The 26,181-nt window shown below is 63.8% G+C and carries 38 protein-coding genes; 4 read left to right on the forward strand and 34 right to left on the reverse strand.

All coding sequences use genetic code 11. The annotated features are described in order from the left end of the window. Positions 1 to 76: 76 nt before the first annotated feature. From EN846_RS17590 to EN846_RS17600, 3 genes are read right to left on the reverse strand one after another with little or no spacing between them, the layout of a single operon-like run. Positions 77 to 688, reverse strand: coding sequence for a LysE family translocator (locus EN846_RS17590; protein ID WP_127286032.1), 612 nt, complete (start codon positions 686 to 688; stop codon positions 77 to 79). After that, complete coding sequence (locus EN846_RS17595) at positions 685 to 963, reverse strand: DUF4031 domain-containing protein (protein WP_126054457.1); 279 nt, start codon at positions 961 to 963, stop codon at positions 685 to 687. Before EN846_RS17595 ends, EN846_RS17590 begins: the two co-directional genes overlap by 4 nt. Before the next feature lie 59 nt (positions 964 to 1,022). Continuing rightward, complete coding sequence (locus tag EN846_RS17600) at positions 1,023 to 1,853, reverse strand: cell envelope integrity EipB family protein (protein WP_127286031.1); 831 nt, start codon at positions 1,851 to 1,853, stop codon at positions 1,023 to 1,025. Between the two features lie 138 nt (positions 1,854 to 1,991). Here EN846_RS17600 and EN846_RS17605 point away from each other — a divergent pair, with 138 nt between their 5' ends. The 4 genes from EN846_RS17605 to EN846_RS17620 all read left to right on the forward strand — a co-directional run bounded on the left by EN846_RS17605 (position 1,992) and on the right by EN846_RS17620 (position 4,990). Then, a complete protein-coding gene (locus tag EN846_RS17605; protein WP_128346865.1) occupies positions 1,992 to 2,456 on the forward strand; it encodes a RidA family protein in 465 nt (154 codons plus the stop codon). 14 nt (positions 2,457 to 2,470) lie between these two features. Next, on the forward strand, positions 2,471 to 3,199 hold the full coding sequence (locus EN846_RS17610; protein ID WP_127392958.1) for a glycerophosphodiester phosphodiesterase: 729 nt from the start codon (positions 2,471 to 2,473) through the stop codon (positions 3,197 to 3,199). A 41-nt stretch (positions 3,200 to 3,240) separates the two neighbouring features. Next, positions 3,241 to 4,455, forward strand: coding sequence for a GNAT family N-acetyltransferase (locus EN846_RS17615; RefSeq protein WP_127392957.1), 1,215 nt, complete (start codon positions 3,241 to 3,243; stop codon positions 4,453 to 4,455). A 109-nt stretch (positions 4,456 to 4,564) separates the two neighbouring features. Beyond that, entirely contained in the window at positions 4,565 to 4,990 is a 426-nt protein-coding gene (locus EN846_RS17620) for an HIT family protein (RefSeq protein WP_127310035.1), read from the forward strand. A gap of 42 nt (positions 4,991 to 5,032) precedes the next feature. Here EN846_RS17620 and EN846_RS17625 read toward each other — a convergent pair whose 3' ends face one another. The 31 genes from EN846_RS17625 to fusA form a co-directional block, all read right to left on the reverse strand. Then, positions 5,033 to 6,343: a replication-associated recombination protein A gene (locus EN846_RS17625; RefSeq protein WP_127285242.1), complete on the reverse strand. Its 1,311-nt coding sequence runs from the start codon at positions 6,341 to 6,343 to the stop codon at positions 5,033 to 5,035. Positions 6,344 to 6,382: 39 nt separating this feature from the next. Next, a complete protein-coding gene (locus tag EN846_RS17630) occupies positions 6,383 to 7,870 on the reverse strand; it encodes a DegQ family serine endoprotease (RefSeq protein WP_127310037.1) in 1,488 nt (495 codons plus the stop codon). Between the two features lie 193 nt (positions 7,871 to 8,063). Then, a complete protein-coding gene (gene rplQ / locus EN846_RS17635; protein WP_127285244.1) occupies positions 8,064 to 8,495 on the reverse strand; it encodes a 50S ribosomal protein L17 in 432 nt (143 codons plus the stop codon). A gap of 104 nt (positions 8,496 to 8,599) precedes the next feature. Next, positions 8,600 to 9,610 carry a DNA-directed RNA polymerase subunit alpha gene (locus tag EN846_RS17640; RefSeq protein WP_006205443.1) on the reverse strand — a complete coding sequence of 337 codons (1,011 nt, stop codon included), beginning with the start codon at positions 9,608 to 9,610 and terminating at the stop codon, positions 8,600 to 8,602. Positions 9,611 to 9,712: 102 nt separating this feature from the next. After that, positions 9,713 to 10,102 (reverse strand): 30S ribosomal protein S11, encoded by a 390-nt coding sequence (gene rpsK, locus EN846_RS17645; protein ID WP_006205444.1) that lies wholly within the window; start codon positions 10,100 to 10,102, stop codon positions 9,713 to 9,715. Between the two features lie 158 nt (positions 10,103 to 10,260). Further along, complete coding sequence (rpsM, locus tag EN846_RS17650; protein WP_006205445.1) at positions 10,261 to 10,629, reverse strand: 30S ribosomal protein S13; 369 nt, start codon at positions 10,627 to 10,629, stop codon at positions 10,261 to 10,263. A 196-nt stretch (positions 10,630 to 10,825) separates the two neighbouring features. Further along, positions 10,826 to 11,425 (reverse strand): adenylate kinase, encoded by a 600-nt coding sequence (locus EN846_RS17655; protein ID WP_127285245.1) that lies wholly within the window; start codon positions 11,423 to 11,425, stop codon positions 10,826 to 10,828. Beyond that, positions 11,422 to 12,762 (reverse strand): preprotein translocase subunit SecY, encoded by a 1,341-nt coding sequence (secY, locus tag EN846_RS17660; protein WP_127285246.1) that lies wholly within the window; start codon positions 12,760 to 12,762, stop codon positions 11,422 to 11,424. The genes EN846_RS17655 and secY overlap by 4 nt, the downstream gene beginning before the upstream one ends. Before the next feature lie 257 nt (positions 12,763 to 13,019). After that, positions 13,020 to 13,493, reverse strand: a complete 474-nt coding sequence (gene rplO / locus EN846_RS17665) for a 50S ribosomal protein L15 (RefSeq protein ID WP_127285247.1) — start codon at positions 13,491 to 13,493, stop codon at positions 13,020 to 13,022. A gap of 22 nt (positions 13,494 to 13,515) precedes the next feature. Next, a complete protein-coding gene (rpmD, locus tag EN846_RS17670; RefSeq protein ID WP_006205449.1) occupies positions 13,516 to 13,713 on the reverse strand; it encodes a 50S ribosomal protein L30 in 198 nt (65 codons plus the stop codon). Between the two features lie 25 nt (positions 13,714 to 13,738). Beyond that, entirely contained in the window at positions 13,739 to 14,308 is a 570-nt protein-coding gene (gene rpsE, locus EN846_RS17675; RefSeq protein WP_127285248.1) for a 30S ribosomal protein S5, read from the reverse strand. 135 nt (positions 14,309 to 14,443) lie between these two features. After that, positions 14,444 to 14,806: a 50S ribosomal protein L18 gene (gene rplR / locus EN846_RS17680; protein WP_127285249.1), complete on the reverse strand. Its 363-nt coding sequence runs from the start codon at positions 14,804 to 14,806 to the stop codon at positions 14,444 to 14,446. A gap of 87 nt (positions 14,807 to 14,893) precedes the next feature. After that, positions 14,894 to 15,427 carry a 50S ribosomal protein L6 gene (gene rplF, locus EN846_RS17685; protein WP_127285250.1) on the reverse strand — a complete coding sequence of 178 codons (534 nt, stop codon included), beginning with the start codon at positions 15,425 to 15,427 and terminating at the stop codon, positions 14,894 to 14,896. Positions 15,428 to 15,516: 89 nt separating this feature from the next. Beyond that, positions 15,517 to 15,915, reverse strand: coding sequence for a 30S ribosomal protein S8 (gene rpsH / locus EN846_RS17690; RefSeq protein ID WP_126054443.1), 399 nt, complete (start codon positions 15,913 to 15,915; stop codon positions 15,517 to 15,519). Positions 15,916 to 15,928: 13 nt separating this feature from the next. Next, a complete protein-coding gene (gene rpsN / locus EN846_RS17695) occupies positions 15,929 to 16,234 on the reverse strand; it encodes a 30S ribosomal protein S14 (protein WP_127286406.1) in 306 nt (101 codons plus the stop codon). Positions 16,235 to 16,260: 26 nt separating this feature from the next. Continuing rightward, on the reverse strand, positions 16,261 to 16,839 hold the full coding sequence (gene rplE / locus EN846_RS17700) for a 50S ribosomal protein L5 (RefSeq protein WP_127286407.1): 579 nt from the start codon (positions 16,837 to 16,839) through the stop codon (positions 16,261 to 16,263). Further along, the gene (gene rplX / locus EN846_RS17705) at positions 16,832 to 17,146 is read right to left on the reverse strand and encodes a 50S ribosomal protein L24 (protein ID WP_127286408.1); all 315 of its coding nucleotides are present in this window, start codon (positions 17,144 to 17,146) and stop codon (positions 16,832 to 16,834) included. Before rplX ends, rplE begins: the two co-directional genes overlap by 8 nt. A gap of 12 nt (positions 17,147 to 17,158) precedes the next feature. Beyond that, positions 17,159 to 17,527: a 50S ribosomal protein L14 gene (gene rplN, locus EN846_RS17710; RefSeq protein WP_006205457.1), complete on the reverse strand. Its 369-nt coding sequence runs from the start codon at positions 17,525 to 17,527 to the stop codon at positions 17,159 to 17,161. A 72-nt stretch (positions 17,528 to 17,599) separates the two neighbouring features. Then, a complete protein-coding gene (gene rpsQ, locus EN846_RS17715; RefSeq protein ID WP_010909280.1) occupies positions 17,600 to 17,839 on the reverse strand; it encodes a 30S ribosomal protein S17 in 240 nt (79 codons plus the stop codon). 11 nt (positions 17,840 to 17,850) lie between these two features. Next, positions 17,851 to 18,051: a 50S ribosomal protein L29 gene (gene rpmC / locus EN846_RS17720; RefSeq protein ID WP_126042433.1), complete on the reverse strand. Its 201-nt coding sequence runs from the start codon at positions 18,049 to 18,051 to the stop codon at positions 17,851 to 17,853. A 13-nt stretch (positions 18,052 to 18,064) separates the two neighbouring features. After that, positions 18,065 to 18,478 carry a 50S ribosomal protein L16 gene (gene rplP / locus EN846_RS17725; RefSeq protein ID WP_126054438.1) on the reverse strand — a complete coding sequence of 138 codons (414 nt, stop codon included), beginning with the start codon at positions 18,476 to 18,478 and terminating at the stop codon, positions 18,065 to 18,067. Between the two features lie 27 nt (positions 18,479 to 18,505). Next, entirely contained in the window at positions 18,506 to 19,237 is a 732-nt protein-coding gene (gene rpsC / locus EN846_RS17730; protein WP_127286409.1) for a 30S ribosomal protein S3, read from the reverse strand. Next, positions 19,237 to 19,626, reverse strand: a complete 390-nt coding sequence (gene rplV / locus EN846_RS17735; protein WP_006205462.1) for a 50S ribosomal protein L22 — start codon at positions 19,624 to 19,626, stop codon at positions 19,237 to 19,239. The genes rpsC and rplV overlap by 1 nt, the downstream gene beginning before the upstream one ends. 2 nt (positions 19,627 to 19,628) lie before the next feature. Further along, on the reverse strand, positions 19,629 to 19,907 hold the full coding sequence (gene rpsS, locus EN846_RS17740; RefSeq protein WP_015317982.1) for a 30S ribosomal protein S19: 279 nt from the start codon (positions 19,905 to 19,907) through the stop codon (positions 19,629 to 19,631). Between the two features lie 16 nt (positions 19,908 to 19,923). Next, entirely contained in the window at positions 19,924 to 20,757 is an 834-nt protein-coding gene (rplB, locus tag EN846_RS17745; protein ID WP_126054436.1) for a 50S ribosomal protein L2, read from the reverse strand. Positions 20,758 to 20,779: 22 nt separating this feature from the next. Then, positions 20,780 to 21,073, reverse strand: coding sequence for a 50S ribosomal protein L23 (locus tag EN846_RS17750; RefSeq protein ID WP_126054435.1), 294 nt, complete (start codon positions 21,071 to 21,073; stop codon positions 20,780 to 20,782). Beyond that, the gene (gene rplD, locus EN846_RS17755) at positions 21,070 to 21,690 is read right to left on the reverse strand and encodes a 50S ribosomal protein L4 (RefSeq protein ID WP_127286410.1); all 621 of its coding nucleotides are present in this window, start codon (positions 21,688 to 21,690) and stop codon (positions 21,070 to 21,072) included. The genes EN846_RS17750 and rplD overlap by 4 nt, the downstream gene beginning before the upstream one ends. Beyond that, complete coding sequence (rplC, locus tag EN846_RS17760) at positions 21,690 to 22,406, reverse strand: 50S ribosomal protein L3 (protein ID WP_127286411.1); 717 nt, start codon at positions 22,404 to 22,406, stop codon at positions 21,690 to 21,692. Before rplC ends, rplD begins: the two co-directional genes overlap by 1 nt. A gap of 61 nt (positions 22,407 to 22,467) precedes the next feature. After that, complete coding sequence (rpsJ, locus tag EN846_RS17765; protein WP_006205468.1) at positions 22,468 to 22,776, reverse strand: 30S ribosomal protein S10; 309 nt, start codon at positions 22,774 to 22,776, stop codon at positions 22,468 to 22,470. Between the two features lie 68 nt (positions 22,777 to 22,844). Further along, positions 22,845 to 24,020 (reverse strand): elongation factor Tu, encoded by a 1,176-nt coding sequence (tuf, locus tag EN846_RS17770; protein ID WP_135928097.1) that lies wholly within the window; start codon positions 24,018 to 24,020, stop codon positions 22,845 to 22,847. Positions 24,021 to 24,085: 65 nt separating this feature from the next. Next, entirely contained in the window at positions 24,086 to 26,176 is a 2,091-nt protein-coding gene (fusA, locus tag EN846_RS17775; protein WP_127284730.1) for an elongation factor G, read from the reverse strand. Positions 26,177 to 26,181 lie beyond the last annotated feature (5 nt).

Below are 26,181 nucleotides of genomic sequence, written 5' to 3' on the forward strand. Positions count from 1 at the left end.
CCAAAGTCCGTGTGTGGAATGAGCGCGCATATAGAGGGGATGCGCGACAAACGCAAGCGCCCCGGCCGTCTGCCGATCAGCGTGCGACGATCAGCGCACCCGTGCCGATCATGGCGCCGCCGGCAAACCTGTTCATCAGCCGCATGCGCCTGGACGTCGTGAACCAGCCTGAGGCCCGCCCGGCGAGTGCCGCGTAGACGCCCATGGTGACGATGTTGACGCTGATCACGACCGCGACAACCAGCAGCCCGTCGGCGAACGTCATGGTGTCGAGGTCGAGGATCAGCGGCATGATCGAGGCGTGGAACAGGATTGCCTTGGGATTGCCGAGTGCGATTGAGGCGCCAAGGAAAAACGAGCGGGAGAGCCTTGCCTGGGGTGCCTGCGCCGCCTCCGCATGAGCAGCCGCCGAGCGCCACATCCTGATGCCGAGGAACACCAGATAGGCAGCGCCCGCATATTTCAGGACGAGGAACACCCATTCGAAGGTCTGGGCCAGCGCCACCAGGCCGAGCAGCGCCAGGATCACCAGCACCGCGTCGCCGGCGGCAATGCCGACACCGGCCATGAAGGCGCGGACAAAGCCACGCGAGACGCCGTTGGTGATGACCGCGAACATTGCCGGGCCGGGCGTGGCGGCGGCGAGCGTGATCGCGGCGCAGTAAGCCAGAAATGCCGTCAGCGTCATGGCCGTATCTTCCCGTTCGGCACCCGCACGCGGCGAAAGATCGCAACGATCTCCTCGCGGCTGCATTCGATGGCGCCAAGCCGCACGGCCCGGTCGCGCTCGAAGCCGGTTATGTCATAGTGCGGCGCCGATGTCTTGGGCGGCCCCTGGTAGGACGAACGCTTGAGGCCGAGTTCGGTGGCGAAGCGATGCAGTTCGTCGGTGTCGTCGGCCATCAGATGGCACCAGCGGTGGCCGGCCCATTTCCAGATCGCCGCGTCGACATAGATCGCCATCAAGCTTGCCGCTTCCCTCTTCAGCGCCGACGGCCCCGACGAGACGATTTGCCCTCTGGCTATTTCGATGCGGGACAGGGTTTCGACTGGTCGAACAGCGACAGGTTGACCAGCTTGCCGGTCATCGAGAAGTCGCCATAGTCCATGACCAGGTCGCGGGTGATGCCGTTTTCGTGCAGCTTGAAGCTGATCCGGTACTCCGGCACCTCCTCGCCGCTTTTGTCGGTTTCGTCGAAATAGGCGATGTCGACCGGCCAGTACTTGTCGGCGGCGAGCTTGGCCAGCGCCGGCGCTTCCGGGTCGGTCTTGTCGGCGTCGGTCTTCTTGCCGACGACGACCGTCGTCGTCATCACCTTGTTGGCGTCTTCCGACCCGTCGAACAGGTTGGTTTCGTAGAAGCTCTCGCCCTTCTCGGCCTTGCCGATCAGTTCCACCAGATGCTGGGTCGGGAATTGGGTGGCGGCGAGCTCCAGGCTGTTCTTCTCGGGCTTGTCGATGTCGACCTTGAGGCCCTTGGCCTCCCTGGTCGCCATGCCCTTGACCTCCTTGTCGAGGTTCTGGTCGACGAAGGACTTGGTGACGAAGGAGAACGTCTTGCCTTCGGCATCCTCGAAAGTGGTCGTCTGCTGATCGGTCAGGCGCGTGTTGTCGTTGGTGACGATCTGGGTGACGAAGCGGAATTTCACCGTGTAGCCCTCGCAAGGCGAGCCATTGAACTCGTACACCATGCGGCCCGAAATACCGGTTATGCCGGAGCGGTCGGATGCCTTGTTGAGGGTCAGGTCGTAGACCGCGCGATGCGCCTGCAGCGCCGGAACGGCAAAGGCGGGAGCCACCAGGAACAGCGCTGGCACAAGGATGGCAGGGAATGCTAGGCGCTTTGCGCGCATATGGTGCTCCGATCGTCGCGGCTGATGGCAGGCCGCAGGGAAAGATGGTCCAGCTTAAAAAAAGTCATGGCGGAAGCGAGGCAAAAATAGCAATTTCGGCCCGGCTCGCGCTGCGTCTTCAAGCAATAGGGAAATACGATGAGCGAAACAATCGAAAAGCGGCTAAGCGATCTCGGCGTCACGATTCCGGCCGCCGCCGCGCCGGCCGCCAACTATGTGCCCTATTGCCGGACCGGCAATCTGCTGTTCACGGCGGGGCAGTTGCCGCTCAAGGACGGCAAGCTGCAGGCGAGCGGCCTGCTCGGCCGCGACGTCGATACGGCGGCCGGCAAGGAAGCCGCAAAATACTGCGCCATCAACATCCTGGCGCAGGCCAAGGCAGCGCTCGGCGATCTCGGGAAGATCCGGCGCCTGGTCAAGATCACCGTCTTCGTCGCCTCGGCGCCCGACTTCGTCGAGCAGCATCTGGTCGCCAACGGCGCTTCCGATTTCTTGGTCGCGGTACTGGGCGAAAGCGGCAAGCACGCCCGCTCCGCCGTCGGTACCGCCTCGCTGCCGCTCAACGCTGCGGTGGAAATCGAAGCGATCTTCGAAGTCGAATGAGCCGGACTGACATCATGACCGATCTTTCCTGGCTGACCGCCCGGCCCGTGGCCCACCGCGGCTTCCACGACATGAACAAGACGCGCTGGGAGAACACGCTGTCGGCCTTCGCAGCCGCCGCCGAGCGCGGCTACGCGATCGAATGCGACGTGCATCTCTCGTCGGACCGCGTTCCCGTCGTCATCCATGATGGCGACATCAAGCGGCTGACCGGCGAGGACGGCTTCGTCTGGCAGCGCACCGCGGCGGAGCTCTCGGCGCTCAAGGTCGGCGGCACGGCCGATCATGTGCCGACGCTGCAGCAGGCGCTCGACCTGATCGACGGCCGCGTGCCGCTGGTGGTCGAACTGAAGGGCACGCCGGGCTACGACCAGGGCCTTGTGGCGAGCGTCGGCAAGATGCTCAAGCGCTACAAGGGCAAGGCGGCGATCATGTCGTTCGACCACTGGCTGATCCGCGATTTCCCGAAGGACGCGCCCGGCATTCCTGGCGGGCTTACCGCCTACGGCAAGGACAACCAGCTGATAGAGGCACATTTCGCCATGCTGGCGCATGACATCGCCTTCACCTCCTATGCCGCCGGCGACCTGCCCAACCCCTTCGTCAGCTTTGTGCGCCAGCGGCTGAAAATGCCGGTCATCACCTGGACCGTGCATGACCAGCCGGCGGTGGACCTCACCTTCAAATATGCCGACCAGATGACCTTCGAGGGTTTCGAACCCGATCTCGTAAAGGTGGCGTGATCCAGGCTTGCGCGGCCCCGGATGGAGCTTAAATAAGCCTCATGGATCAGGGTGATGACGATGATGGTCAGATGGCGAATGCGGAGTTTTCGATCCGCGTCGCCTCCGGCATCGGCGCCTTCACCTGCGACGAGTGGAACGGCTTTGCCGGGACCGCGCGCGGCGACGAGGAAACCGGCTATAACCCTCTCGTTTCATTCGCCTTTTTGAGCGCGCTTGAAGAGTCCGGCTGCGCCGTGCGCCGCACCGGCTGGCAGGGCCATCACCTGCGGCTGGAGACGGCGCAAGGCAGGCTGCTGGGCGCCGTGCCGTGCTATCTCAAATCGCACAGCCAGGGCGAATATGTCTTCGATCATGGCTGGTCGGATGCGTTCGAGCGCGCCGGTGGTCGTTACTATCCGAAGCTGCAAAGCGCCGTGCCGTTCACGCCAGTCACCGGCCCTCGCCTGTTGGTCAGCAAGGGCGAGGACGATAGCGCCGTGAAGGCCGGCCTCGCCGCCGGCCTGAAGATGGTGACCGACAGGCTCGGCGTGTCCTCGGCGCATGTCACCTTCGCCTCGGAAAGCGATGTCGCGACGCTGGAAGCAGCCGGCTTCCTGCACCGCACCGACCAGCAGTTCCATTTCTTCAATGAAGGCTTTTCGAGCTATGACGATTTCCTCGCCACGCTTGCCTCGCGCAAACGCAAGGCGATGAAGAAGGAGCGGCGCGAGGCGCTGGTGGACGGCATCACCATCGACTGGCTGACCGGCAAGGACCTGACCGAGAAGGCCTGGGACGACTTCTTCGCCTTCTACATGGATACCGGCAGCCGCAAATGGGGGCGGCCCTATCTGAACCGCCAGTTCTTCTCGCTGATCGGCGAGCGCATGGCCGACGACATCCTGCTGGTGATGGCCAAGCGCAACGGCCGCTACATCGCCGGCGCCATCAACTTCATCGGCTCGGACGCGCTCTACGGACGCAACTGGGGCTGCATCGAGGACCACCCCTTCCTGCATTTCGAGGTCTGCTACCACCAGGCGATCGACTTCGCCATCGAGCGCGGGCTGAAGGTGGTGGAAGCCGGCGCGCAGGGCGAGCACAAGCTGGCGCGTGGCTACCGCCCCGTGACCATGCACTCGGCGCACTACATCGCGCATCCAGGCCTGCGCAACGCGGTGGCCGATTATCTCCGCCGCGAGCGCCGCGAGGTCGAGCGGATGGGCGAATATCTCGAGGAACACACGCCGTTCCGCAAGGATCTGGCCGAATAGGCCACGCCCTGGTCGAGGCGGGCATGAATCGATCTCGGCTGACCTGCCTTGCCGCGCCATGACGGCTTCGCTACACGAGGCAGGACATCCATGATCAGGAGCGCCCGCCATGGCTGACTACGATCCCGGCAACATCTTCGCGAAGATCCTGCGCGGCGAAATCCCCTCGCACCGCGTCTATGAAGACGATGCGGTCATCGCCTTCATGGACGTGATGCCGCAAGGAAAGGGCCACACGCTGGTGGTGCCGAAGGCGCCATCGCGCAATCTGCTCGACGCCGACACGGCAACGCTCGGGCCGCTCTTCATTGGCGTTCAGAAGCTGGCGCAGGCGGTCAAGAAAGCCTTCGGCGCCGACGGCGTCACCATCCTGCAGTTCAACGAACCGGCTTCGGGCCAGACCGTCTACCACCTGCATGTCCATGTCATCCCGCGCTTCGAAGGCGTCCCCCTGAAGCCGCACAGCGGACAGATGGAAAAGCCCGAGGTGCTGGCGGAAAACGCGGGCAAGATCCGCGCGGCGCTTGCCGGCTGACCAGGCACGGACCGCGGCAAACGGCCAGCCGCGAGAAGCAGCCTACCTTTCCCGCTCGCCGCGCAGCTTGGCCCAGTATTCCAGCCGCTTCCTGATATCGCGCTCGAAGCCCCGCTCGGGCGGATCGTAGAAGGTGCGCCGGCCCATCTTTTCGGGGAAATAGTCCTGGCCGGAAAAGGCGTCGGGCTCGTCGTGGTCGTAGCGGTAGCCGGCTCCGTAATCCTCTTCCTTCATCAGCTTGGTCGGCGCGTTGAGGATGTGCTTGGGCGGCAGCAGCGAGCCGTGCTCCTTTGCCGCTTGTGTCGCCGCCTTGAAGGCGGTGTAGACGGCGTTGGATTTCGGCGCGGTGGCGAGATAGACGGCGGCCTCGGCGAAGGCGAGCTCGCCCTCGGGCGAACCCAGATAGTCGTAGGCGTCCTTCGCGGCATTGGCGATGACCAGCGCCTGCGGGTCGGCCAGCCCGATATCCTCCACCGCCATGCGCACCAGCCGGCGGCCGAGATAGAGCGGATCCTCGCCAGCGTCGAACATGCGGGCGAGATAGTAGAGGGCCGCGTCCGGATCGGAGCCGCGCACCGATTTGTGCAGCGCCGAGATCAGATTGTAGTGACCGTCCTGACCCTTGTCGTAGATCGGCGCGCGGCGCTGGATGATGCGCTGCAGGCCCTCCGGCCCGAACACCTCGCCCGGCTTGGCGGCGCGCCACACTTCTTCGGCAAGCGTCAGCGAAGCTCGGCCGTCGCCGTCGCTCATGCGGATCAGCATGGCCCGCGCCTCGTCGTCGAGCGGCAGCGCCCTGCCCTCGGTCTCCTCCGCCCGCGCCAGCAGCTTGGCGATGCTGTCCTCGCCGAGCGAACGGAAGACCAACACGCGCGCGCGCGACAAAAGCGCGGCGTTCAGCTCGAAGGACGGGTTTTCCGTGGTGGCGCCGACCAGCACGACGGTGCCGTCTTCCATTACCGGCAGAAAGCCGTCCTGCTGAGCCCGGTTGAAGCGATGGATCTCGTCGACGAATAGCAAGGTCTGGCGGCCGTTGCCGCGGCGCAGCTTCGCTGCCTCGAACACCTTCTTGAGGTCGGCGACTCCGGAAAACACCGCCGATATCTGCTCGAACGCAAGCTTGGTCTCGCCGGCCAGCAGCCGGGCCACCGTGGTCTTGCCGGTGCCTGGCGGGCCCCAGAAGATCATCGAGCCGAGCGAGCCGGAATCGATCAGCCTGGTCAGCGCGCCATCCGGACCGGTCAGATGCTCCTGGCCAACGACCTCGCCGAGGTTTTTCGGGCGCAGCCGGTCGGCCAGCGGCCGGCCGGGCGGCGCCTTTTCCGGTTCATCGACGCTGAACAAATCGGCCATGAACGGTCTTCAAAGCTGGAGGACGATCCCTGGATCGCCTCAATAACGCAACACCTGGCGCAGTATCTGCCCGCCGCGCTCGACGGTAAAGCGCCACCAGCGCGTGTCCTGCTGGGCTACCTGCGCCAGCGTCGCCGCCGTGTCGACAGTCGTGCCGTTCACCTCGCGCACGATGTCGCCCGGCTGGAAGCCGAAATCGGCGGCCGGCGAATCGCGATTGATGTCGACCACGGCGACCCCCTTGAGGTCGGTGCGCAGGCCGAGCCGCTGCGCCAGCCGCGGCGACAGCTCCGCCACCTTGGCGCCGGCGAACGGGCTGCGGCCATGCAGCGTCACCTCGGTGGCCTTGGCGCCTTCCGGCGCGCGCTCCAGCGCGATATCCATCGTCGCCTGCTGGCCCTTGCTGAGCACGGCGAAGCTGGCCTTGGTGCCGATCGACAACGTCGCCATACGATAATCCAGCGCCTCGATGCTTTCGACGGTCGTGCCGTTGAGCGAGAGCACGACATCGCCGGGCTTCAGCCCAGCCTTGCCCGCCGGCCCGGCAGCATCGACCGACGAGACCAGCGCGCCGGTCGGCTTTTCCATGCCGAGCGATTCGGCGATCTGCGGCGTCACCGCCTCGAACTCGGCGCCGACATAGGGCCGCTCGAAGAAATCGAGACCGGCCTTGGCCGCGTCGGCGAACGCCCGCACCATATTGGCGGGGATGGCGAAACCGATGCCGATCGAGCCGCCGCTGCGGCTGTAGATCGCCGTGTTGATGCCGACCAGCTGGCCGCCCATGTTGATCAGCGCGCCACCGGAATTGCCGGGATTGATGGCGGCGTCGGTCTGGATGAAATAGCCCGAATCCGAAACGCCGATATGGCTGCGGGCCAGCGCCGAAACGATGCCGCTGGTGGTGGTCTGGCCGACACCGAACGGATTGCCGATCGCCAGCACCAGATCGCCGACCTCGAGCGCGTCGGAATCGCCGATGGCGATCACCGGGAACGGCTTGTCGGCGGAGATCTTGAGCACGGCGAGATCGAGCGTCTCATCCTTGAGCATGACCTTGCTGGTGAACTCGCGCCCGTCGGCGGTCGCCACCTTCACCTCGTCGGCATCCTTGATGACGTGGTAGTTGGTGACGATGACACCGCTCGGGTCGACCAGCACGCCAGAGCCCAGCGAGGATTGCGCGCGCGGCTGCGCGCGGCCGAAGAATTCCTCGAAGAAGGGATCGCCCTCGAAAGGCGACGTCACCTTGGCGGTCTGCGAGGCATACACGTTGACCACGGCCGGCGCCGTCTGCTTGACCAAAGGCGCGAACGAGAGCTGCACCTCCTCGCGGCCGAACGGCACGCGCTTGTCGGGTCCGGAGGTGGCGTTCTCGCCTTCGACGCCATGGAGAAGATCGGTCAGCACGTCGGACAGGCCGGGATCGGCGGGCTTGGCGGCGTCCTCGGCCAGCGCCTGCCTGGCCGCCGGCGCGAACGCCAGCAAGGCCGAGATCAGAACAAGGGACAGCCGTTTCATGCGCATTCCGAATCCTCCAAATCGGGCGCCATTGTCCCGACGATTGTGCAGAATGAAAGGCTAATGCACCGAAATCCGATAATTGTCGCGCAAAAGCACGGGCGTCGGCCGACGAAATTGTCGGAAACGCCAAGCGCCGATTTCAGAATGTAAAAAGGGGCCCACAGGGCCCCTTTGAACACTTGCGAAAAGCCCAGCCTCAGGCGGCCGCGACTTCCTCTTCGGTACCTTCGGCTTCGATGCGGGCGCGGTCGCCGGCGCCCTTGGCCGAGGTGTCGCGGTCGACGAACTCGATGACCGCCATCGCGGCATTGTCGCCGTGACGGAAGCCCGCCTTCATGATGCGCAGGTAGCCGCCGTTGCGGGAGGCGTAGCGCGGCGCGATCGTCTCGAACAGGCGCTTGACGACGCCCTCATTGCCGATCTGGGCGATCACCTGACGGCGCGCATGCAGATCGCCGCGCTTGCCGAGCGTCACCAGCTTCTCGACGATCGGACGCAGGTCCTTAGCCTTCGGCAGAGTGGTGACGATCTGCTCGTGCTCGAGCAGCGAGACTGCGAGGTTGGCGAACATCGACTTGCGGTGGCTTACACTGCGGGCGAAACGACGGCCTTTGAAACCGTGGCGCATGGCTCTTTTCCTTCTTCAGTTGTTCAAGAGGCCACGGCCTCTGATGGTTTTCCGCATGACCGTCGGATCTGGCGGCTCACGCCGCCGATCCTTGGAATTCATGCTCAATATTGGTCTTCGTAACGCTTTGCGAGGTCTTCGATGTTTTCCGGCGGCCAGTCCGGCACTTCCATGCCGAGGTGCAGGCCCATCGCCGCCAAGACTTCCTTGATCTCGTTCAGCGACTTGCGGCCGAAGTTCGGGGTGCGCAGCATCTCGGCTTCGGTCTTCTGGATCAGGTCGCCGATATAGACGATGTTGTCGTTCTTCAGGCAGTTGGCGGAACGCACCGAGAGCTCCAGCTCGTCGACCTTCTTGAGCAGCGCCGGGTTGAAGGCAAGCTCGGTGACGGCTTCGGCGGCGACTTCCTTCTGCGGCTCGTCGAAGTTGACGAACAGGCCGAGCTGGTCCTGCAGGATGCGAGCGGCAAAAGCCACCGCGTCCTCGCCCGAGATCGAGCCGTCGGTCTCGATGGTCATGGTCAGCTTGTCATAGTCGAGGACCTGGCCCTCGCGGGTGTTCTCGACCTTGTAGGAGACCTTCTTGACCGGCGAGTAGAGGCTGTCGACCGGGATCAGGCCGATCGGCGCGTCCTCGGCGCGGTTGCGCTCGGCCGGCACATAGCCCTTGCCGGTGTCGACGGTGAACTCCATGCGGATCTCGGCGCCCTCGTCCAGCGTGCAGATGACGTGGTCGGGGTTGAGGATCTCGACGTCGCCGACCGTCTGGATGTCGCCGGCCAGCACGGCGCCCGGGCCCTGCTTGCGAACGACCATGCGCTTCGGGCCGTCGCCTTCCATACGGATGGCGATTTCCTTGATGTTGAGCACGATATCGGTCACGTCCTCGCGCACGCCGGCGATGGACGAGAATTCATGCAGGACGCCGTCGATCTGCACCGCGGTGACGGCCGCGCCGCGCAGCGAAGACAGAAGCACGCGCCGCAGCGCGTTGCCCAGCGTGAGGCCGAAGCCGCGCTCGAGCGGCTCGGCGACCAGCGTGGTCAGCGTCTTCTTCTTCGACGAGAACTCGATCTTGTTCGGCTTGATCAGTTCCTGCCAGTTTTTCTGGATCATGATGCTTTCCTTCCGTTGCCCCGCCACCATCCAATCGTGGCGGGCGACCTGGAATGCCGCGGAGGAACGCTTTTTGGCGTTCGCGCGGCGTTCGATAGTTCCTTAGACGCGGCGCTTCTTGCGCGGGCGGCAGCCATTGTGCGGGATCGGCGTCACGTCACGGATCGAGGTGATGGTGAAGCCGGCGGCCTGCAGCGCGCGCAGCGCCGATTCACGACCCGAGCCGGGCCCGCAGACCTCGACCTCGAGCATGCGCATGCCGTGTTCCTGCGCCTTCTTGGCGACGTCCTCGGCGGCCATCTGGGCGGCGAACGGGGTCGACTTGCGCGAACCCTTGAAGCCCTGGGCGCCGGCCGACGACCAGGCGATCGAATTGCCCTGCGCGTCGGTGATGGTGATCATCGTGTTGTTGAAGGTCGAATTGACGTGGGCAACGCCCGACGAGATATTCTTGCGTTCGCGACGGCGAACACGAGCGGCTTCCTTGGCCATGGTAGTCCTTTCAGTTGATCTCTACACCGCCGTAATGCCAGCGGCTCCACCTTGGTAAGGGAGTAGGGGAATAGGGAAGTAAGGGAGTAGGGAAACAAATGATCCGATTTTCGGACTATTCCCTACCGCCTTACTCCCCTACTCCCTTATTCCCCTAATTACTTCTTCTTGCCGGCGATCGACTTCGCCGGGCCCTTGCGGGTGCGCGCATTGGTATGCGTGCGCTGGCCGCGGACCGGCAGCGAGCGGCGGTGACGCAGGCCGCGATAGCAGCCGAGATCCATGAGCCGCTTGATATTCATCGACACTTCGCGGCGCAGGTCGCCTTCGACCTGGTAGTCGCGGTCGATCGTCTCGCGGATCTGCAGCACTTCCGCGTCGGTCAGCTGGTTGACGCGGCGCTCGGCCGGGATGCCGACCTTGTCGACGATCTCCTGGGCGAACTTCTTGCCAATGCCGTGAATGTACTGAAGCGCAATGACGACGCGCTTGTTGGTCGGAATGTTGACGCCGGCTATACGAGCCATCTTCTCTCATCTCCATATGGGCCGGACACGCCGGCGCTTCAAGTTGCCCCGCGTCCGGTGGAGGCCGGCCCTTGCGGGAGTTTCCAGTTCAAAGCGGCTGCCTTGCCCTTGCGGACAAGCAAAGCCTATGCCTGATGGAAGACGGGCCGCCATACCCCAGCGGACCGCTACAGTCAAGCGCAATCGTCTGTTTTCTCTATGCCGCCGCCTGGGTGACGGATTTGAGCACCGTTTCGATCTCGCGCGTCACCGCGTCTATGTCGGCCATGCCGTCGACGCTCTTCAGCCTGCCCTTGGCGTAATAGTAGCCGATCAGCGGCGCGGTCTTCTTGTAGTACTCCCGCAGGCGCTCCTCGAACACAGCCGGATTGTCGTCCTTGCGCACCGGCTGGCCGGCGGCCTTGGCATCCTCGGCGCGCTTGACGATTCGTCCAACCAGCGCCTTGTCGTCGACCACGAGTTCGATGACGGCATCGAGATGGAGGCCACGGTCGGCGAGCATCGATTCAACCGCATCGGCCTGAACCAGCGTGCGCGGGTAACCGTCGAGGATGAAGCCATTTGCGCAGTCGGCCTGATCGATGCGCTCGGCCACGATCGCGTTGACGATGGCGTCCGACACCAGTTCGCCGGCATCCATCACCGCCTTGGCCCGCTTGCCCACTTCCGTGCCGGCCTGTACGGCCGCACGCAGCATGTCGCCGGTCGAGAGCTGCGGTATGCGGTATTTCTCTACCAGTCTTTGCGCTTGCGTCCCCTTGCCCGCCCCCGGCGGTCCAAGCAATATCAGCCTCATCTGGTCCTCTTCCCCCCGCGCAACTTCGACTTCTTGATCAGGCCCTCATACTGGTGCGCGATCAGGTGACCCTGGATCTGCGCCACCGTATCGAGCGTTACACTGACCACGATCAGAAGCGATGTGCCACCAAGGTAGAATGGTACGCCAGTCGCTGAAATCAGGAATTCGGGCAGCAGGCACACCAGCACCAGGTAGATGGCGCCGATGACGGTGATGCGCGTGAGAACATAGTCGATGTAATCGGCGGTGCGCTCGCCCGGGCGGTAGCCCGGAATGAAGCCGGAATGCTTCTTGAGCTGGTCGGCGGTGTCCTTGGGGTTGAAGACGATCGCCGTGTAGAAGAAGGCGAAGAACACGATCATCGCCGCGTAGAACGCCATGTAGAGCGGTTGGCCGTGGCCGAGCGAGGCAAGGATCGTGCTCGCCCAGGCGGGCATGTTGGTCGTCTGCGAGAAGCCGGCGACTGTTGCCGGCAGGAGCAACAGCGACGACGCGAAGATCGGCGGGATGACGCCCGACGTGTTGAGCTTCAGCGGCAGGTGCGAGGTATCGCCCTGGAACATGCGGTTGCCGACCTGGCGCTTCGGGTACTGGATCAGCAGGCGGCGCTGCGCGCGCTCGAAGAACACGATGAGCGCAATGACGACGATGGCCAAAACGATGATCGCCAGGATCAGGCCGGTCGACAGCGCGCCGGTGCGGCCGAGTTCCAGCGTGCCGGAGATGGCGCGCGGCAGGCCGGCGACGATGCCGGAGAAGATGATCAGCGAAATGCCGTTGCCGATGCCGCGCGCGGTGATCTGCTCGCCGAGCCACATCAGGAACATGGTGCCGCCGACCAGCGTCACCACAGTCGAGATGCGGAAGAACATGCCGGGATCGTTGACGATGCCGTTGCCGCCTTCCAGCCCGACGGAGATGCCATAGGCCTGCACCAGCGCCAAAAGCACGGTGCCGTAGCGCGTGTACTGGTTGATGATCTTGCGGCCCTGCTCGCCTTCCTTCTTCAGCGCTTCCAGCGATGGGATGACCGAGGTCATCAGCTGCATGATGATGGAGGCGGAGATGTAGGGCATGATGCCCAGCGCGAAGATCGCCATGCGCTGCACGGCGCCGCCGGCGAACATGTTGAACATGCCGAGCACGCCCTTGCTCTGCGAGGAGAAGGCCTGGGCGAAAGCGTCCGGATTGATGCCGGGCAGCGGGATATAGGTGCCGAGCCGATAGACGAGCAGCGCGCCGATGGTGAACCAGATGCGTTTCTTCAGGTCCTCGGCCTTGGCGAAGGCCGAAAAATTCAGATTCGAGGCTAGTTGTTCAGCAGCCGAAGCCATGCCTGATTCTCCGCTAGAGCATGATGCCGAAAAGTGTGGAGCGGTTTTCGGACAACATCATGCTCTACTTCTTTGATTGCTATGTCACGCTCGATGCCCGCAGCTCAGGCGGCGCGTGTCACCGAAGCTCACGAGATAAGCTCCGGACCGTAAACATGCAAGCGGCCGCGTTGACGCGGCCGCCATATTGATCAGATCAAAGCGCGATCGGGAGCAAAAACGAGGTCCGCTCTTGCCGACCGCGCTTCAAATCGCCGTTACTCGGCGGCGGCCTTTTCCGGCACCTTCACCGAACCGCCGGCCTTCTCGATCTTCTCGATGGCGGCCTTGGAGGCGCCCGCCACGTCGAAGGCAAGCTTCGCCTTGAGCTCGCCGTCCGAGAGCACGCGCACGCCGTCCTTGACGCGGCGGATGACGCCGGCCGCGACCAGCGCTTCGGCCGTCACCGTTGCCTTGGCGTCGAGCTTCTTGGCGTCGACCGCAGCCTGGATGCGGGCCAGCGACACGACCGTGAAGCTCTTGCCGAACAGGTTGTTGAAGCCGCGCTTCGGCAGGCGCCGGTAGAGCGGCATCTGGCCACCCTCGAAGCCGTTGATGGCGACACCGGAGCGCGCCTTCTGGCCCTTGACGCCGCGACCGGCGGTCTTGCCCGAGCCGGAGCCGATACCGCGGCCCAGGCGCTTCTTGGAGTGCGTGGCGCCGTCCTTGTCACGCAGATCGTTGAGTTTCATCTTCGTTCTCCTGCGCTTGTGCTCAGCCCTCGTCCACGACGCGGACGAGATGCTGGACGGCAGCGATCATGCCGCGCACGGAGGGCGTGTCTTCCAGCGTGCGCTGCTTGTGCATCTTGTTGAGGCCGAGGCCGACCAGCGTAGCGCGCTGCTCCTTCGGCCGGCGGATCGGCGAGCCGATCTGCTCGACGGTGATGGTCTTGGTAGCTTTCTTGGCCATGGTCTGGATCCCTGGTCAGCGTCGACTATTCTTCAGCCGCAACGGCATTGCCGCGGCGGGCCTGAAGGGTCGAGTACTTGATGCCGCGCGCTGCAGCCACATCCTTCGGATGCATCTGGCTCTTCAGCGCGTCGAAGGTGGCGCGAACCATGTTGTACGGGTTCGACGAACCCATCGACTTGGCGACCACGTCATGCATGCCGAGCGTCTCGAAGACGGCGCGCATCGGGCCGCCGGCGATGATGCCAGTACCCTGCTTGGCGGCGCGCAGCAGAACGCGTCCGGCGCCCCAGCGGCCCTCGACGTCGTGATGCAGCGTGCGGCCCGAGCGCAGCGGCACGAAGATCATGTCGCGCTTGGCCGACTCGGTCGCCTTGCGGATCGCTTCCGGCACTTCGCGCGCCTTGCCGTGGCCGAAGCCGACGCGGCCCTTCTGGTCGCCGACGACGACGAGAGCGGCGAAGCCGAAACGCCGGCCGCCCTTAACCACCTTGGCGACGCGGTTGATGTGGACGAGCTTGTCCACCATGCCGTCATCGCGCTCTTCGCGATCACGCTCGCGGCCGCGGCCGCCTTCCCTACGTTCCTGTGCCATATCCTGTTCCTTGTTCTTTTCCGGAAGCACGGGTTGCTGAAATGCCGGCGCCACTTTTGGGTCGCCGGCGGTGAAAAATCATTTTCTTCCTTGCATGATCCTATCCGAAAAGTCTGCAACTTTTCGGGACCAAGCTTAGAAGCTCAGGCCACCTTCGCGGGCAGCGTCGGCCAGCGCCTTGACGCGGCCGTGATAGATGTACGGGCCGCGATCGAAGACGACTTCCTTGACGCCGGCCTTCGAAGCGCGCTCGGCGATCAGCTTGCCGACCGCGGCAGCGGCAGCGGTGTCGGCGCCCGTCTTGAGCGAACCCTTGAGGTCCTTCTCCAGCGTCGAGGCGGCGGCCAGGGTGCGGCCCTGGGCATCGTCGATGACCTGGACGTAGATGTTCTTCGAGGTGCGGTGGACCGACAGCCGCGGACGCTCGCCGGCGACCTTCTTGAGCTGACGGCGCACGCGCTGCGCACGGCGTTGGGTGGTTTCTTTCGGGCTAGCCATAATGTCAGTTCCTTGCCTTCAGTAGCCGGGGGCAACCCTGTGCGGTAGGCCAAGCCTCCCGCGGCCGCTCCCCGCGGCGTTGCAGTCTTACTTCTTCTTGCCTTCCTTGCGGACGATCTTCTCGCCGGCGTAGCGCACGCCCTTGCCCTTGTAGGGCTCGGGGCCGCGATACTCGCGGATCTCGGCGGCAACCTGGCCGACCTGCTGCTTGTCGATGCCGGTGACCGTGATTTCCGTCGGCTTCGGCACCGTGATCGTGATGCCCTGCGGGGTCTCGTAGATCACGTCATGGCTGAAGCCGAGCGCCAGCTGCAGGTTCTTGCCCTGCATGGCGGCGCGATAGCCGACGCCGGTGATCTCGAGCCGCTTCTCGAAGCCGTCCTTGACACCCTGAAGGATGTTGACGATCTGCGTGCGCGACATGCCCCACTTGGCGCGGGCGGTCTTGGTCTGGTCGCGCGGCTGAACGGCGATCTCGGTGCCTTCCAGCTTGACCAGCACTTCGTCATTGACCACGAACTTCAGCTCGCCCTTGGGGCCCTTCGCCGTCACGGTCTGGCCGTTGACGGTCGCGGTCACGCCCTGCGGCAGCGAAACGGGTTTCTTTCCAATACGAGACATTTTGTTGTCCTCGTCACTTCTCTTGGTTCAGGTTCCAGTTTTCGAGCGTTCCCGAAAACCGGATACCGCTTTCGATCTCACGCGCCGGATCAGAAGATCTGGCAGAGGATTTCACCGCCGACATTCTGCTCGCGCGCTTCGTGGTCGGCCATCACGCCCTTCGGCGTCGAAAGGATGGCGATGCCGAGGCCGTTGGCGACCTGCGGGATCGACTTGGCCGAGACATAGACGCGGCGGCCCGGCTTCGAGACGCGGGCGATTTCGCGCACGACCGGCGCGCCGTCGAAATACTTCAGCTCGATTTCGATTTCGGACTTGCCGTTCTCGAAGTCGGTCTGGCTGTAGTCGCGGATATAGCCTTCAGCCTTCAGCACGTCGAGGACGCGGGTGCGCAGACGCGAGGCCGGAGTCGAGACGCTCGACTTCTTGCGGCCATAGGCGTTGCGGATGCGGGTCAGCATATCGCCGAGAGGATCGCTCAATGACATCTCAATGTCCTCCTTACCAGCTCGACTTGACCAGGCCCGGGATCTGGCCGTTGTTGCCAAGATCGCGAAGCGCGATACGCGAAACCTTGAGCTTGCGATAGTAGGCGCGCGGACGCCCCGTGACTTCGCAGCGGTTGCGGATGCGGATCTTGGCCGAGTTGCGCGGCAGTGCCGACAGCTTCAACTGGGCGCGGAAACGCTCTTCCATCGGCTTGGACTGATCCATGACGATGGCCTTCAGCGCGTTACGCTTGGCGGCATACTGGTCCGCAAGCTTCCGGCGCCTGTTGTTCTTCTCGACTGAGCTGGTCTTTGCCATTTCAGATTTTTCCTTTTTCGCTGCCGTTACTGGCGGAAGGGGAAGTTGAAAGCCTTGAGCAGAGCCCTGGCTTCGTCGTCCGTCTTCGCCGTCGTACAAACGATGACGTCCATGCCCCAGACCTGATCAACCTTGTCGTAGTTGATCTCCGGGAACACGATGTGTTCCTTGATGCCCATGGCGTAGTTGCCACGGCCGTCAAAGCTCTTCGGGTTCAGCCCGCGGAAGTCGCGGACGCGCGGCAGCGCGATGTTCACGAGGCGGTCGAGGAACTCGTACATGCGTTCCTTGCGCAGCGTGACCTTGGCGCCGATCGGCATGTTCTCGCGCACCTTGAAGCCGGCGATCGAGTTGCGGGCGCGGGTGACGACGGCCTTCTGGCCGGCGATCAGCGCCAGGTCTTCGGCGGCGACCGAAGGCTTCTTCGAATCGCCGGTCGCCTCGCCAACGCCCATGTTCAGCACGATCTTGTCGAGGCGCGGAACCTGCATGTCGTTGTCGTAGCCGAACTGCTCCTGCAGCGCCTTGCGGATGGTCTCGTTGTAGACCTTCTTGAGGCGCGGCTCGTTCTTGGCAGTCGCCTGCTTGGTTTCAGCCTTAGCCATTGATGACTTCTCCCGAGCGCTTGGCGACGCGCACTTTCTTGCCGTCCTTCTGGAAGATGAAACCGACGCGGGTCGGCTTGCCATCCTTGGGGTCGGCCAGCGCGATGTTCGACAGGTTGATCGGCGCTTCCTTGGTGATGATCCCGCCCTCTTGGGACTGGGACTGCTTCTGGTGACGACGGATCATGTTGACGCCACGCACCAGCGCGGTGTCGTCCTTCGGCTGCACCGAGAGGACTTCGCCCGAACGGCCCTTGTCCTTGCCGGCCAGCACGACGACCTTGTCGCCTTTTCTAATCTTCTGCATTGGTCCGGCTCCTTACAGCACTTCTGGCGCGAGCGAGATGATCTTCATGTGGTTCTTGGCGCGGAGTTCGCGCGGAACCGGTCCGAAGATACGCGTGCCGATCGGCTCTTTCTTGTTGTCGACGAGAACGGCCGCGTTCTTGTCGAAACGGATCACGCTGCCGTCCGGGCGACGGATGTCCTTGGCCGTGCGAACCACGACCGCCTTCATCACATCGCCCTTCTTCACGCGGCCGCGCGGAATGGCTTCCTTGATCGACACCACGATGATGTCGCCGACGGAAGCGTATTTCCGCTTCGAGCCGCCCAGCACCTTGATGCACATGACACGACGGGCGCCGGAATTATCCGCGACGTCGAGGTTTGTTTGCATCTGAATCATGACTGGCCGCCTTCTTCTTTTCTAACGGGACGGGCTCGAAGCCCCTCCCCGGTCTGTCCAAAATTCGTTTGTTTACGCCTGGTCCGAAGACACGACGATCCAGCGCTTATCCTTCGAAATCGGCTTCGATTCCTGGATGAACACCTGGTCGCCGACCTTGTGGGCGTTGTTCTCGTCGTGCGCCTTGTACTTCTTGGTCATGCGCACGGTCTTCTTCATCACGGGATGCGTGAAGCGCCGTTCGACCTTGACGACAACCGTCTTCTCGTTCTTGTCGCTGACGACGGTGCCCTGCAGAATGCGCTTTGGCATGGTTTTCGTCCTTAAGCCTTCTTGGCCGCGGACTTTTCCGCGGCGATGGTCTTGATGCGCGCGATGTCCCTGCGGACCTGCTTCACGCGTGCGGTCTTCTCGAGCTGACCGGTGGCCTTCTGGAAGCGCAGGTTGAACTGCTCCTTCTTCAGGCTGGCCAGGTCGTCGGTCAGCTGGTCCTGGGTCTTGGTCCGGATGTCTTCGGCTTTCATGATCGGCCCGTCCTTATTCTGCGATGCGCTGTACGAAGCGCGTCCTGACCGAGAGCTTGGCAGCGCCGAGACGCAGCGCCTCGCGCGCCGTCTCTTCGCTGACGCCGTCGATCTCGAACATGATGCGGCCAGGCTTGACGCGCGCCGCCCAATAGTCGACGGCGCCCTTGCCCTTACCCATGCGCACTTCGGTCGGCTTCGAGGTGACCGGCAGATCCGGGAACACCCGGATCCAGACGCGGCCGGCGCGCTTCATCTCGCGGGTGATCGCGCGGCGGGCCGCCTCGATCTCGCGCGCGGTGACGCGGTTCGGCTCAAGCGCCTTCAGCCCGAAACCGCCGAAATCCAGGTTGGTGCCGCCCTTGGCGGTACCGTGGATACGGCCCTTGAACTGCTTGCGGAACTTTGTGCGCTTTGGCTGCAGCATCGTTCTAACTCCAAATTCTCAAATGTCTCAGGCGTTTTCGCGACGGCGGCCGCGTTCGCGCTCGCCACCGGCGGCACCGCCATGCGCATGATCGCCCTCGGTCGCGCGGCGTTCCGAAGCCATCGGGTCGTGCTCGAGGATCTCGCCCTTGAACACCCAGACCTTGACGCCGCAGATACCGTAGGCGGTGTTCGCCTCGGCCGTGCCGTAGTCGACATCGGCGCGCAGCGTATGCAGCGGCACGCGGCCTTCGCGGTACCATTCCATGCGGGCGATTTCGGCGCCGCCCAGACGGCCCGAGCAGTTGATGCGGATGCCCTCGGCGCCGAGACGCATCGCCGACTGCACGGCGCGCTTCATGGCGCGGCGGAACGCGATGCGGCGCTCGAGCTGCTGCGCGATCGACTGCGCGACCAGCGTGGCGTCGATCTCCGGCTTGCGCACCTCGACTATGTTGAGGTGCGTCTCGGACTTCGTCATCTCCATCAGCTTCTTGCGAAGCTTCTCGATGTCGGCGCCCTTCTTGCCGATGATCAGGCCCGGACGCGCCGCATGGATGGTGACGCGGCACTTCTTGTGCGGACGCTCGATCACGACCTTGGAGATCGCGGCCTGCTTGAGTTCCTTCTCAAGATACTTGCGGATCTTGATATCCTCATGCAGCAGCTGGCCGTACTCGCCGGTGTTCGCGAACCAGCGCGAATCCCAGGTGCGGTTGATGCCGAGACGCAGCCCGATCGGATTGACTTTCTGGCCCATTATGCGGCCTCCCCTTTTTCCTCGACTTCACGAACGACGATCGTGAGGTGCGAGAACGGCTTTTCGATACGGCTGGCGCGACCACGGCCACGAGCGTGGAACCGCTTCATGACGATCGACTTGCCGACATAGGCTTCCGCCACGATCAGCGCGTCGACGTCGAGGTCGTGGTTGTTTTCCGCGTTGGCGATCGCCGATTCCAGCGTCTTCTTGACCGTGCCGGAAATCCGCTTGGCCGAGAATTCGAGGTCGGAAAGCGCTGTCGCGACCTTCTTGCCGCGGATCAGCGCGGCAACCAGGTTCAGCTTCTGCGGGCTGATACGGATCGTGCGCAGAACGGCGCGCGCTTCGTTGTCAGCAAGCCTGCGCGGAGCTTTGGCCTTGCCCATGATTATTTCCTCTTCGCCTTCTTATCCGCGCCATGACCGTAATAGGTCCGGGTCGGAGCGAATTCACCGAACTTGTGACCGACCATGTCCTCGTTCACGGAGACGGGAACATGCTTCTGGCCGTTGTAGACACCGAAGGTGAGGCCGACGAACTGCGGCAGGATGGTGGAGCGGCGGCTCCACATCTTGATCACCTCATTGCGACCGCCTTCACGAACCTTGTCCACCTTCTTGAGAAGGTAGCCGTCGATGAAGGGGCCTTTCCAAATCGAACGAGTCACTTGGCGTTACCTCTTCTTAGCTCTTGCGCTGATGGCGCGAGCGCACGATGAACTTGTCGGTCGCCTTGTTGGACCGCGTCTTCTTGCCCTTGGTCGGCTTGCCCCAGGGCGAAACCGGATGACGGCCACCCGAGGTGCGGCCTTCGCCGCCGCCGTGCGGGTGATCGACCGGGTTCATGGCCACGCCGCGATTGTGCGGGCGCTTGCCGCGCCACACCGTGCGGCCGGCCTTGCCGTCGTTGATGTTGCCGTGGTCGGGGTTCGACACCGCGCCGACGGTCGCCATGCAGGAGCCGTGCACGACGCGCTGCTCGCCCGAGTTGAGGCGCAGGATCGCCATGCCCTGGTCGCGGCCGACGAGCTGGGCGTAACCGCCAGCCGAACGGGCGACCTGGCCGCCCTTGCCCGGCTTCAGCTCGATGTTGTGGACGATCGTGCCGACCGGCATCGAGGCCAGCGGCATCGCATTGCCCGGCTTCACGTCGACGGCTTCGCCTGCCACGATCTTGTCGCCGGCAGCAAGGCGCTGCGGGGCGATGATGTAGGACAGCTCGCCATCGTCATACTTGATCAGCGCGATGAAGGCGGTGCGGTTCGGATCGTACTCGATCCGCTCGACCGTGCCGACGACGTCGAACTTGCGCCGCTTGAAGTCGATGATGCGGTACGAACGCTTGTGACCCCCGCCGATGAAGCGGGCCGTGATGCGGCCGTAGTTATTTCGGCCGCCCGACTTGGTCAGGCCTTCGGTCAGGCCCTTGACGGGCTTGCCCTTGTAGAGCCCCGAGCGGTCGACGATGACCAGCTGGCGGGTGCTCGGCGTTACCGGGTTGAATTTCTTGAGTGCCATTGTCCTGTCCTCGCGGCCTAGCTCAGAGACCCGTCGCGACGTCGATCGACTGGCCGTCGGCCAGCGTCACAACCGCCTTCTTGACGTCGCCCTGGCGGCCGATCGTGCCGCGGAAGCGCTTGATCTTGCCCTTGCGGACAAGCGTGTTCACGGCCGTAACCTTGACACCGAAGAGGGCTTCGACGGCGGCCTTGATTTCCGGCTTCGACGCCTTCTTGGCGACGTTGAAGACGACCTGGTTCTGCTCGGAAGCCATGGTCGACTTTTCGGTGATCGCCGGCGAGACGATCACGTCGTAGTGACGAAGGTCGGTCATTTGAAGCGCTCCTCGAGAGCCTCGACGGCGGCCTTGGAAAGGACCAGCGTGCCGCGGCGCAGAATGTCGTAGACGTTGATGCCCTGGATGGGCAGCACGTCGATGTTCGGAATGTTGGTCGCCGCCAGCTTGAAGTTCTGGTCGAGCTCGGCGCCGCCGATCAGCAAGGCGTTGGTCAGGCCGAGCGTCTCGAAATTCGCCACCAGCGCCTTGGTCTTGGCCTCGGTCAGCTTCAGCTCGTCGACGATGATGATCGACGCGCTCTTGGCCTTGGCCGAGAGAGCATGCTTGAGGCCGAGCGCGCGTACCTTCTTCGGCAGGTCGTGCTCGTGGCTGCGCACGACCGGGCCGTGCGCCTTGCCGCCGCCGCGGAACTGCGGAGCGCGAGCTGAATGGTGACGGGCGCGGCCCGTACCCTTCTGCTTGTACATCTTGGCGCCGGTGCGCGCGATCTCGGCGCGGCCCTTGGCCTTGTGCGTGCCCTGCTGCTTCTTGGCCAGCTGCCAGCGCACGACGCGCTGCAGGATGTCCTCGCGCGGATCAAGGCCGAAAATCTCCTCGGAGAGTTTCACCTTGCCGGCGTCCTTGCCGCCCAGCGTTGTGATCTTGAGGTCCATTATTCCGCTCCCTCGGTGGCCGGGGCTTCATTCTTGGCGGCGCCAGCGCGGATCGCGGCAGGCTTCGGCGCATTGGCCGGCAGCGCGACTTTGGCCGCGTCGCGAACCAGGATCCAGGCGCCCTTGACGCCGGGAACGGCGCCGCGGATCAGGATCAGGCCGCGGTCGGCGTCGGTCGAGACGACCTCGACGTTCTGCGTGGTGACGCGGGCGTCGCCCATGTGGCCGGCCATCTTCTTGCCCTTGAACACCTTGCCGGGGTCCTGGCGCTGGCCGGTCGAGCCGTGCGTGCGGTGCGACACCGAGTTACCGTGCGTGGCGCGGCCGCCACCCATGTTGTGCCGCTTGATCACGCCCTGGAAACCCTTACCGGTCGAGGTGCCCGTCACATCGACCTTCTGGCCGGCGACGAAGTGCTCGACGGTGATCTCGGCGCCGACGTCGATCATGTTGTCGGCGGAGACGCGGAATTCGGCGAGCTTCGCCTTCGGCTCGACGGACGCGGCGGCGAAATGGCCGCGCATCGCCTTCGACGTGTTCTTCACCTTGGCAAGGCCAACGCCGAGCTGGACGGCCGTATAGCCGTTCTTCTCCTGCGTGCGCTGCGCCACGACCTGGCAGTTCTCCATCTGGAGAACGGTGACGGGAACATGTTCCCCGGCATCGTTATAGATGCGGGTCATTCCCACCTTCTTTGCAATCACACCTGAACGCATCGGTTCAATTCCTTTAGAGTTCCGGGCCAGGGGCATCGCCCCTTACCGCGCTCTCATTCCCTTAGAGCTTGATCTCGACGTCCACACCGGCCGCGAGGTCGAGCTTCATCAAAGCATCGACCGTCTGCGGGGTCGGATCGACGATGTCGAGCAGACGCTTGTGCGTGCGCATCTCGAACTGCTCGCGGCTCTTCTTGTCGACGTGCGGCGACCGGTTGACCGTGAACTTTTCGATCCGCGTCGGCAGCGGAATGGGGCCGCGGACGTTGGCGCCGGTGCGCTTGGCCGTCGACACGATCTCCCGGGTCGAGGCGTCGAGCACCCGGTGGTCAAACGCCTTAAGGCGGATGCGGATATTCTGTCCGTTCATGCGTCACTTCCTTGTTCTGGCGCGGCGCGGGCAACTTCCGCGCCCGCGACAGATCGGTTTAAGTCCAATTATTCTTTGATGGTGACGACGATGCCGGCACCGACGGTGCGGCCGCCTTCACGGATGGCGAAGCGCAGCTTCTCTTCCATGGCGATCGGCACGATCAGCTCGACGTCGACTGTGATGTTGTCGCCAGGCATCACCATCTCGGTGCCGGCCGGCAGCGTCACGATGCCGGTCACGTCGGTGGTGCGGAAGTAGAACTGCGGACGGTAGTTGGTGAAGAACGGCGTGTGACGGCCGCCCTCGTCCTTGGTCAGGATGTAGGCTTCGGCCACGAACTTCTTGTGCGGCTTCACCGAACCCGGCTTGGCCAGAACCTGGCCGCGCTCGACGCCTTCACGGTCGACGCCGCGCAGCAGCGCGCCGATGTTGTCGCCGGCCTGGCCCTGGTCGAGCAGCTTGCGGAACATCTCGACGCCCGTGCAGGTCGTCTTGGTCGTCGGACGGATGCCGACGATCTCGAGTTCCTCGCCGACCTTGACCACGCCGCGCTCGACGCGGCCGGTCACAACCGTGCCGCGGCCCGAGATCGAGAACACGTCCTCGATCGGCATCAGGAACGGCTTGTCCAGCGGACGCACCGGCGTCGGGATGTAGGCGTCGACCTGCGCCATCAGTTCGCGGATCGCGTCCTCGCCGATGGTCTTGTTGGAATCTTCCAGCGCGGCAAGCGCCGAGCCCTTGACGATCGGAATGTCGTCGCCGGGGAACTCGTTCTTGGTCAAGAGCTCGCGAGCCTCGAGCTCGACCAGCTCGAGCAGCTCGGCGTCGTCGACATGGTCGACCTTGTTCAGGAACACCACGATCGAGGGCACGCCGACCTGGCGGGCGAGCAGGATGTGCTCGCGCGTCTGCGGCATCGGGCCGTCGGCGGCCGAAACGACCAGGATCGCGCCGTCCATCTGCGCGGCACCGGTGATCATGTTCTTCACATAGTCGGCGTGGCCGGGGCAGTCGACGTGGGCATAGTGGCGGTTGGCCGTCTCGTATTCGACGTGCGCCGTCGAAATCGTGATGCCGCGCGCCTTCTCTTCCGGCGCCGCGTCGATCTGGTCATAGCGCTTGTATTCGCCAAAATACTTCGTGATCGCCGCCGTCAGCGACGTCTTGCCATGATCGACGTGGCCGATCGTGCCAATGTTCACATGCGGCTTGGTGCGCTCGAATTTACCTTTTGCCATGTGATGTCTCCGTTCCTGCTTGCCCGTGCGGGGCTTGAATTAAGGTGTCGTGCAACCCGCTCGAGTTACGCGTATTTCTTTTGAACTTCCTGGGCGACCGCGGTCGGCACCGGCTCGTAGTGGTCGAACTGCATCGTGTACTGGGCGCGGCCCTGCGACATCGAACGCAGATTGTCGACGTACTTGAACATGTTGGCCAGCGGCACCATCGCGTTGACGACGACGGCGACACCGCGGGTCTCCTGACCCTGGATCTGGCCACGACGGCCGTTGAGATCGCCGATGACGTTGCCGACGTAGTCTTCCGGCGTCACCACCTCGACCTTCATGATCGGCTCGAGCAGCTGCACGCCGAGCTTCGGCGCCGCTTCACGGAAACAGGCGCGGCCAGCGATTTCGAAGGCCAGCACCGAGGAGTCGACGTCGTGGAAGGCGCCGTCGATGAGCGTCGCCTTGACGCCGATCATCGGGAAGCCGGCGAACGGACCGGAAGACAACACGCTGTTGATGCCCTTCTCGACGCCGGGGACGTATTCCTTCGGCACCGCGCCGCCGACGATCTTCGACTCGAACTTGAAGTCGCCGCCTTCGGCATCCGGCTCGAACAGGATCTTGACGCGGGCGAACTGACCGGTACCGCCGGTCTGCTTCTTGTGCGTGTAGTCCTGCTCGTGCGTGCGGGTGATCGTCTCGCGATAGGCCACCTGCGGCGCGCCGATATTGGCCTCGACCTTGAACTCGCGACGCATGCGGTCGACGATGATGTCGAGGTGCAATTCGCCCATGCCAGCGATGATGGTCTGGCCGCTTTCCTCGTCGGTCTTGACGCGGAAGGACGGATCCTCGGCAGCCAGGCGATGCAGCGCGAGGCCCATCTTCTCCTGGTCGTTCTTGGTCTTCGGCTCGATGGCGATCTGGATGACCGGATCAGGGAATTCCATGCGCTCGAGGATGACCGGGTGCAGCGGATCGCAGAGCGTGTCGCCGGTGGTGGTGTCCTTAAGGCCAGCCAGAGCGACGATGTCGCCGGCAAAGGCCTCTTCGATGTCGGCGCGCGAATTCGCATGCATCTGCAGCATGCGGCCGATGCGCTCCTTCTTGCCCTTGACGGTGTTGTCGAGCGAGACGCCCTTGGCCAGCTTGCCCGAATAGATGCGGGCGAAGGTGAGCGAGCCGACGAACGGGTCGTTCATGATCTTGAAGGCCAGCATCGACAGCGGCTCGCTGTCGTCCGCGTGACGCTCGATCTCGGCGTCGGTCTTGGCATCGACGCCCTTGATGGCCGGAACGTCGGCCGGCGACGGCAGGTATTCGACGACGGCGTCGAGCAGCGGCTGCACGCCCTTGTTCTTGAAGGCCGAGCCGCAGAACATCGGGAAGAACTTGACCGCGATGGTGCCTTTGCGGATCAGCGCGCGGATCTCGTCATTCGACGGCATCTTGCCTTCGAGATAATTCTCGAGCGCGGTCTCGTCCATTTCGACGGCGGCCTCGATCATCTTCTCGCGATACTGCTCGGCCTTCTCCTTGAGGTCGGCCGGGATCTCGACGACGTCCCAGGCCGCGCCCAGCGTCTCGTCGCGCCAGACCAGCGCATTCATCTCGACGAGGTCGACGACGCCCTTGAACTCGGTCTCGGCGCCGATCGGCAGCTGCATGACGACGGCCTGCGCGCCGAGGCGCGAGCCGATCATTTCTTCCGAGCGGTAGAAGTCGGCGCCGATCTTGTCCATCTTGTTGCAGAAGATCATGCGCGGCACGTGGTACTTGTCGGCCTGGCGCCAGACGGTCTCCGTCTGCGGCTCGACACCGGCATTGGCGTCGAGCAGCGCGATGGCGCCGTCGAGCACGCGCAGCGAACGCTCGACCTCGATGGTGAAGTCGACGTGTCCGGGAGTGTCGATGATGTTGAAGCGGTGCATCTTGCCGTCACGACCCTTCCAGAAGGTCGTGGTCGCGGCCGACGTGATGGTGATGCCGCGTTCCTGCTCCTGCTCCATCCAGTCCATGGTGGCAGCGCCGTCATGGACTTCGCCGATCTTGTGCGACTTACCCGTGTAGTACAGGACGCGCTCGGTCGTCGTCGTCTTGCCGGCATCGATATGCGCCATGATACCGAAATTGCGGTAGTCTTCGATTTTGTATTCGCGGGCCATGGGAG

Origin of the sequence: Mesorhizobium sp. M4B.F.Ca.ET.203.01.1.1 (assembly GCF_004791025.1) — a bacterium.
Classification (GTDB): Bacteria; Pseudomonadota; Alphaproteobacteria; order Rhizobiales; family Rhizobiaceae; genus Mesorhizobium; species Mesorhizobium abyssinicae.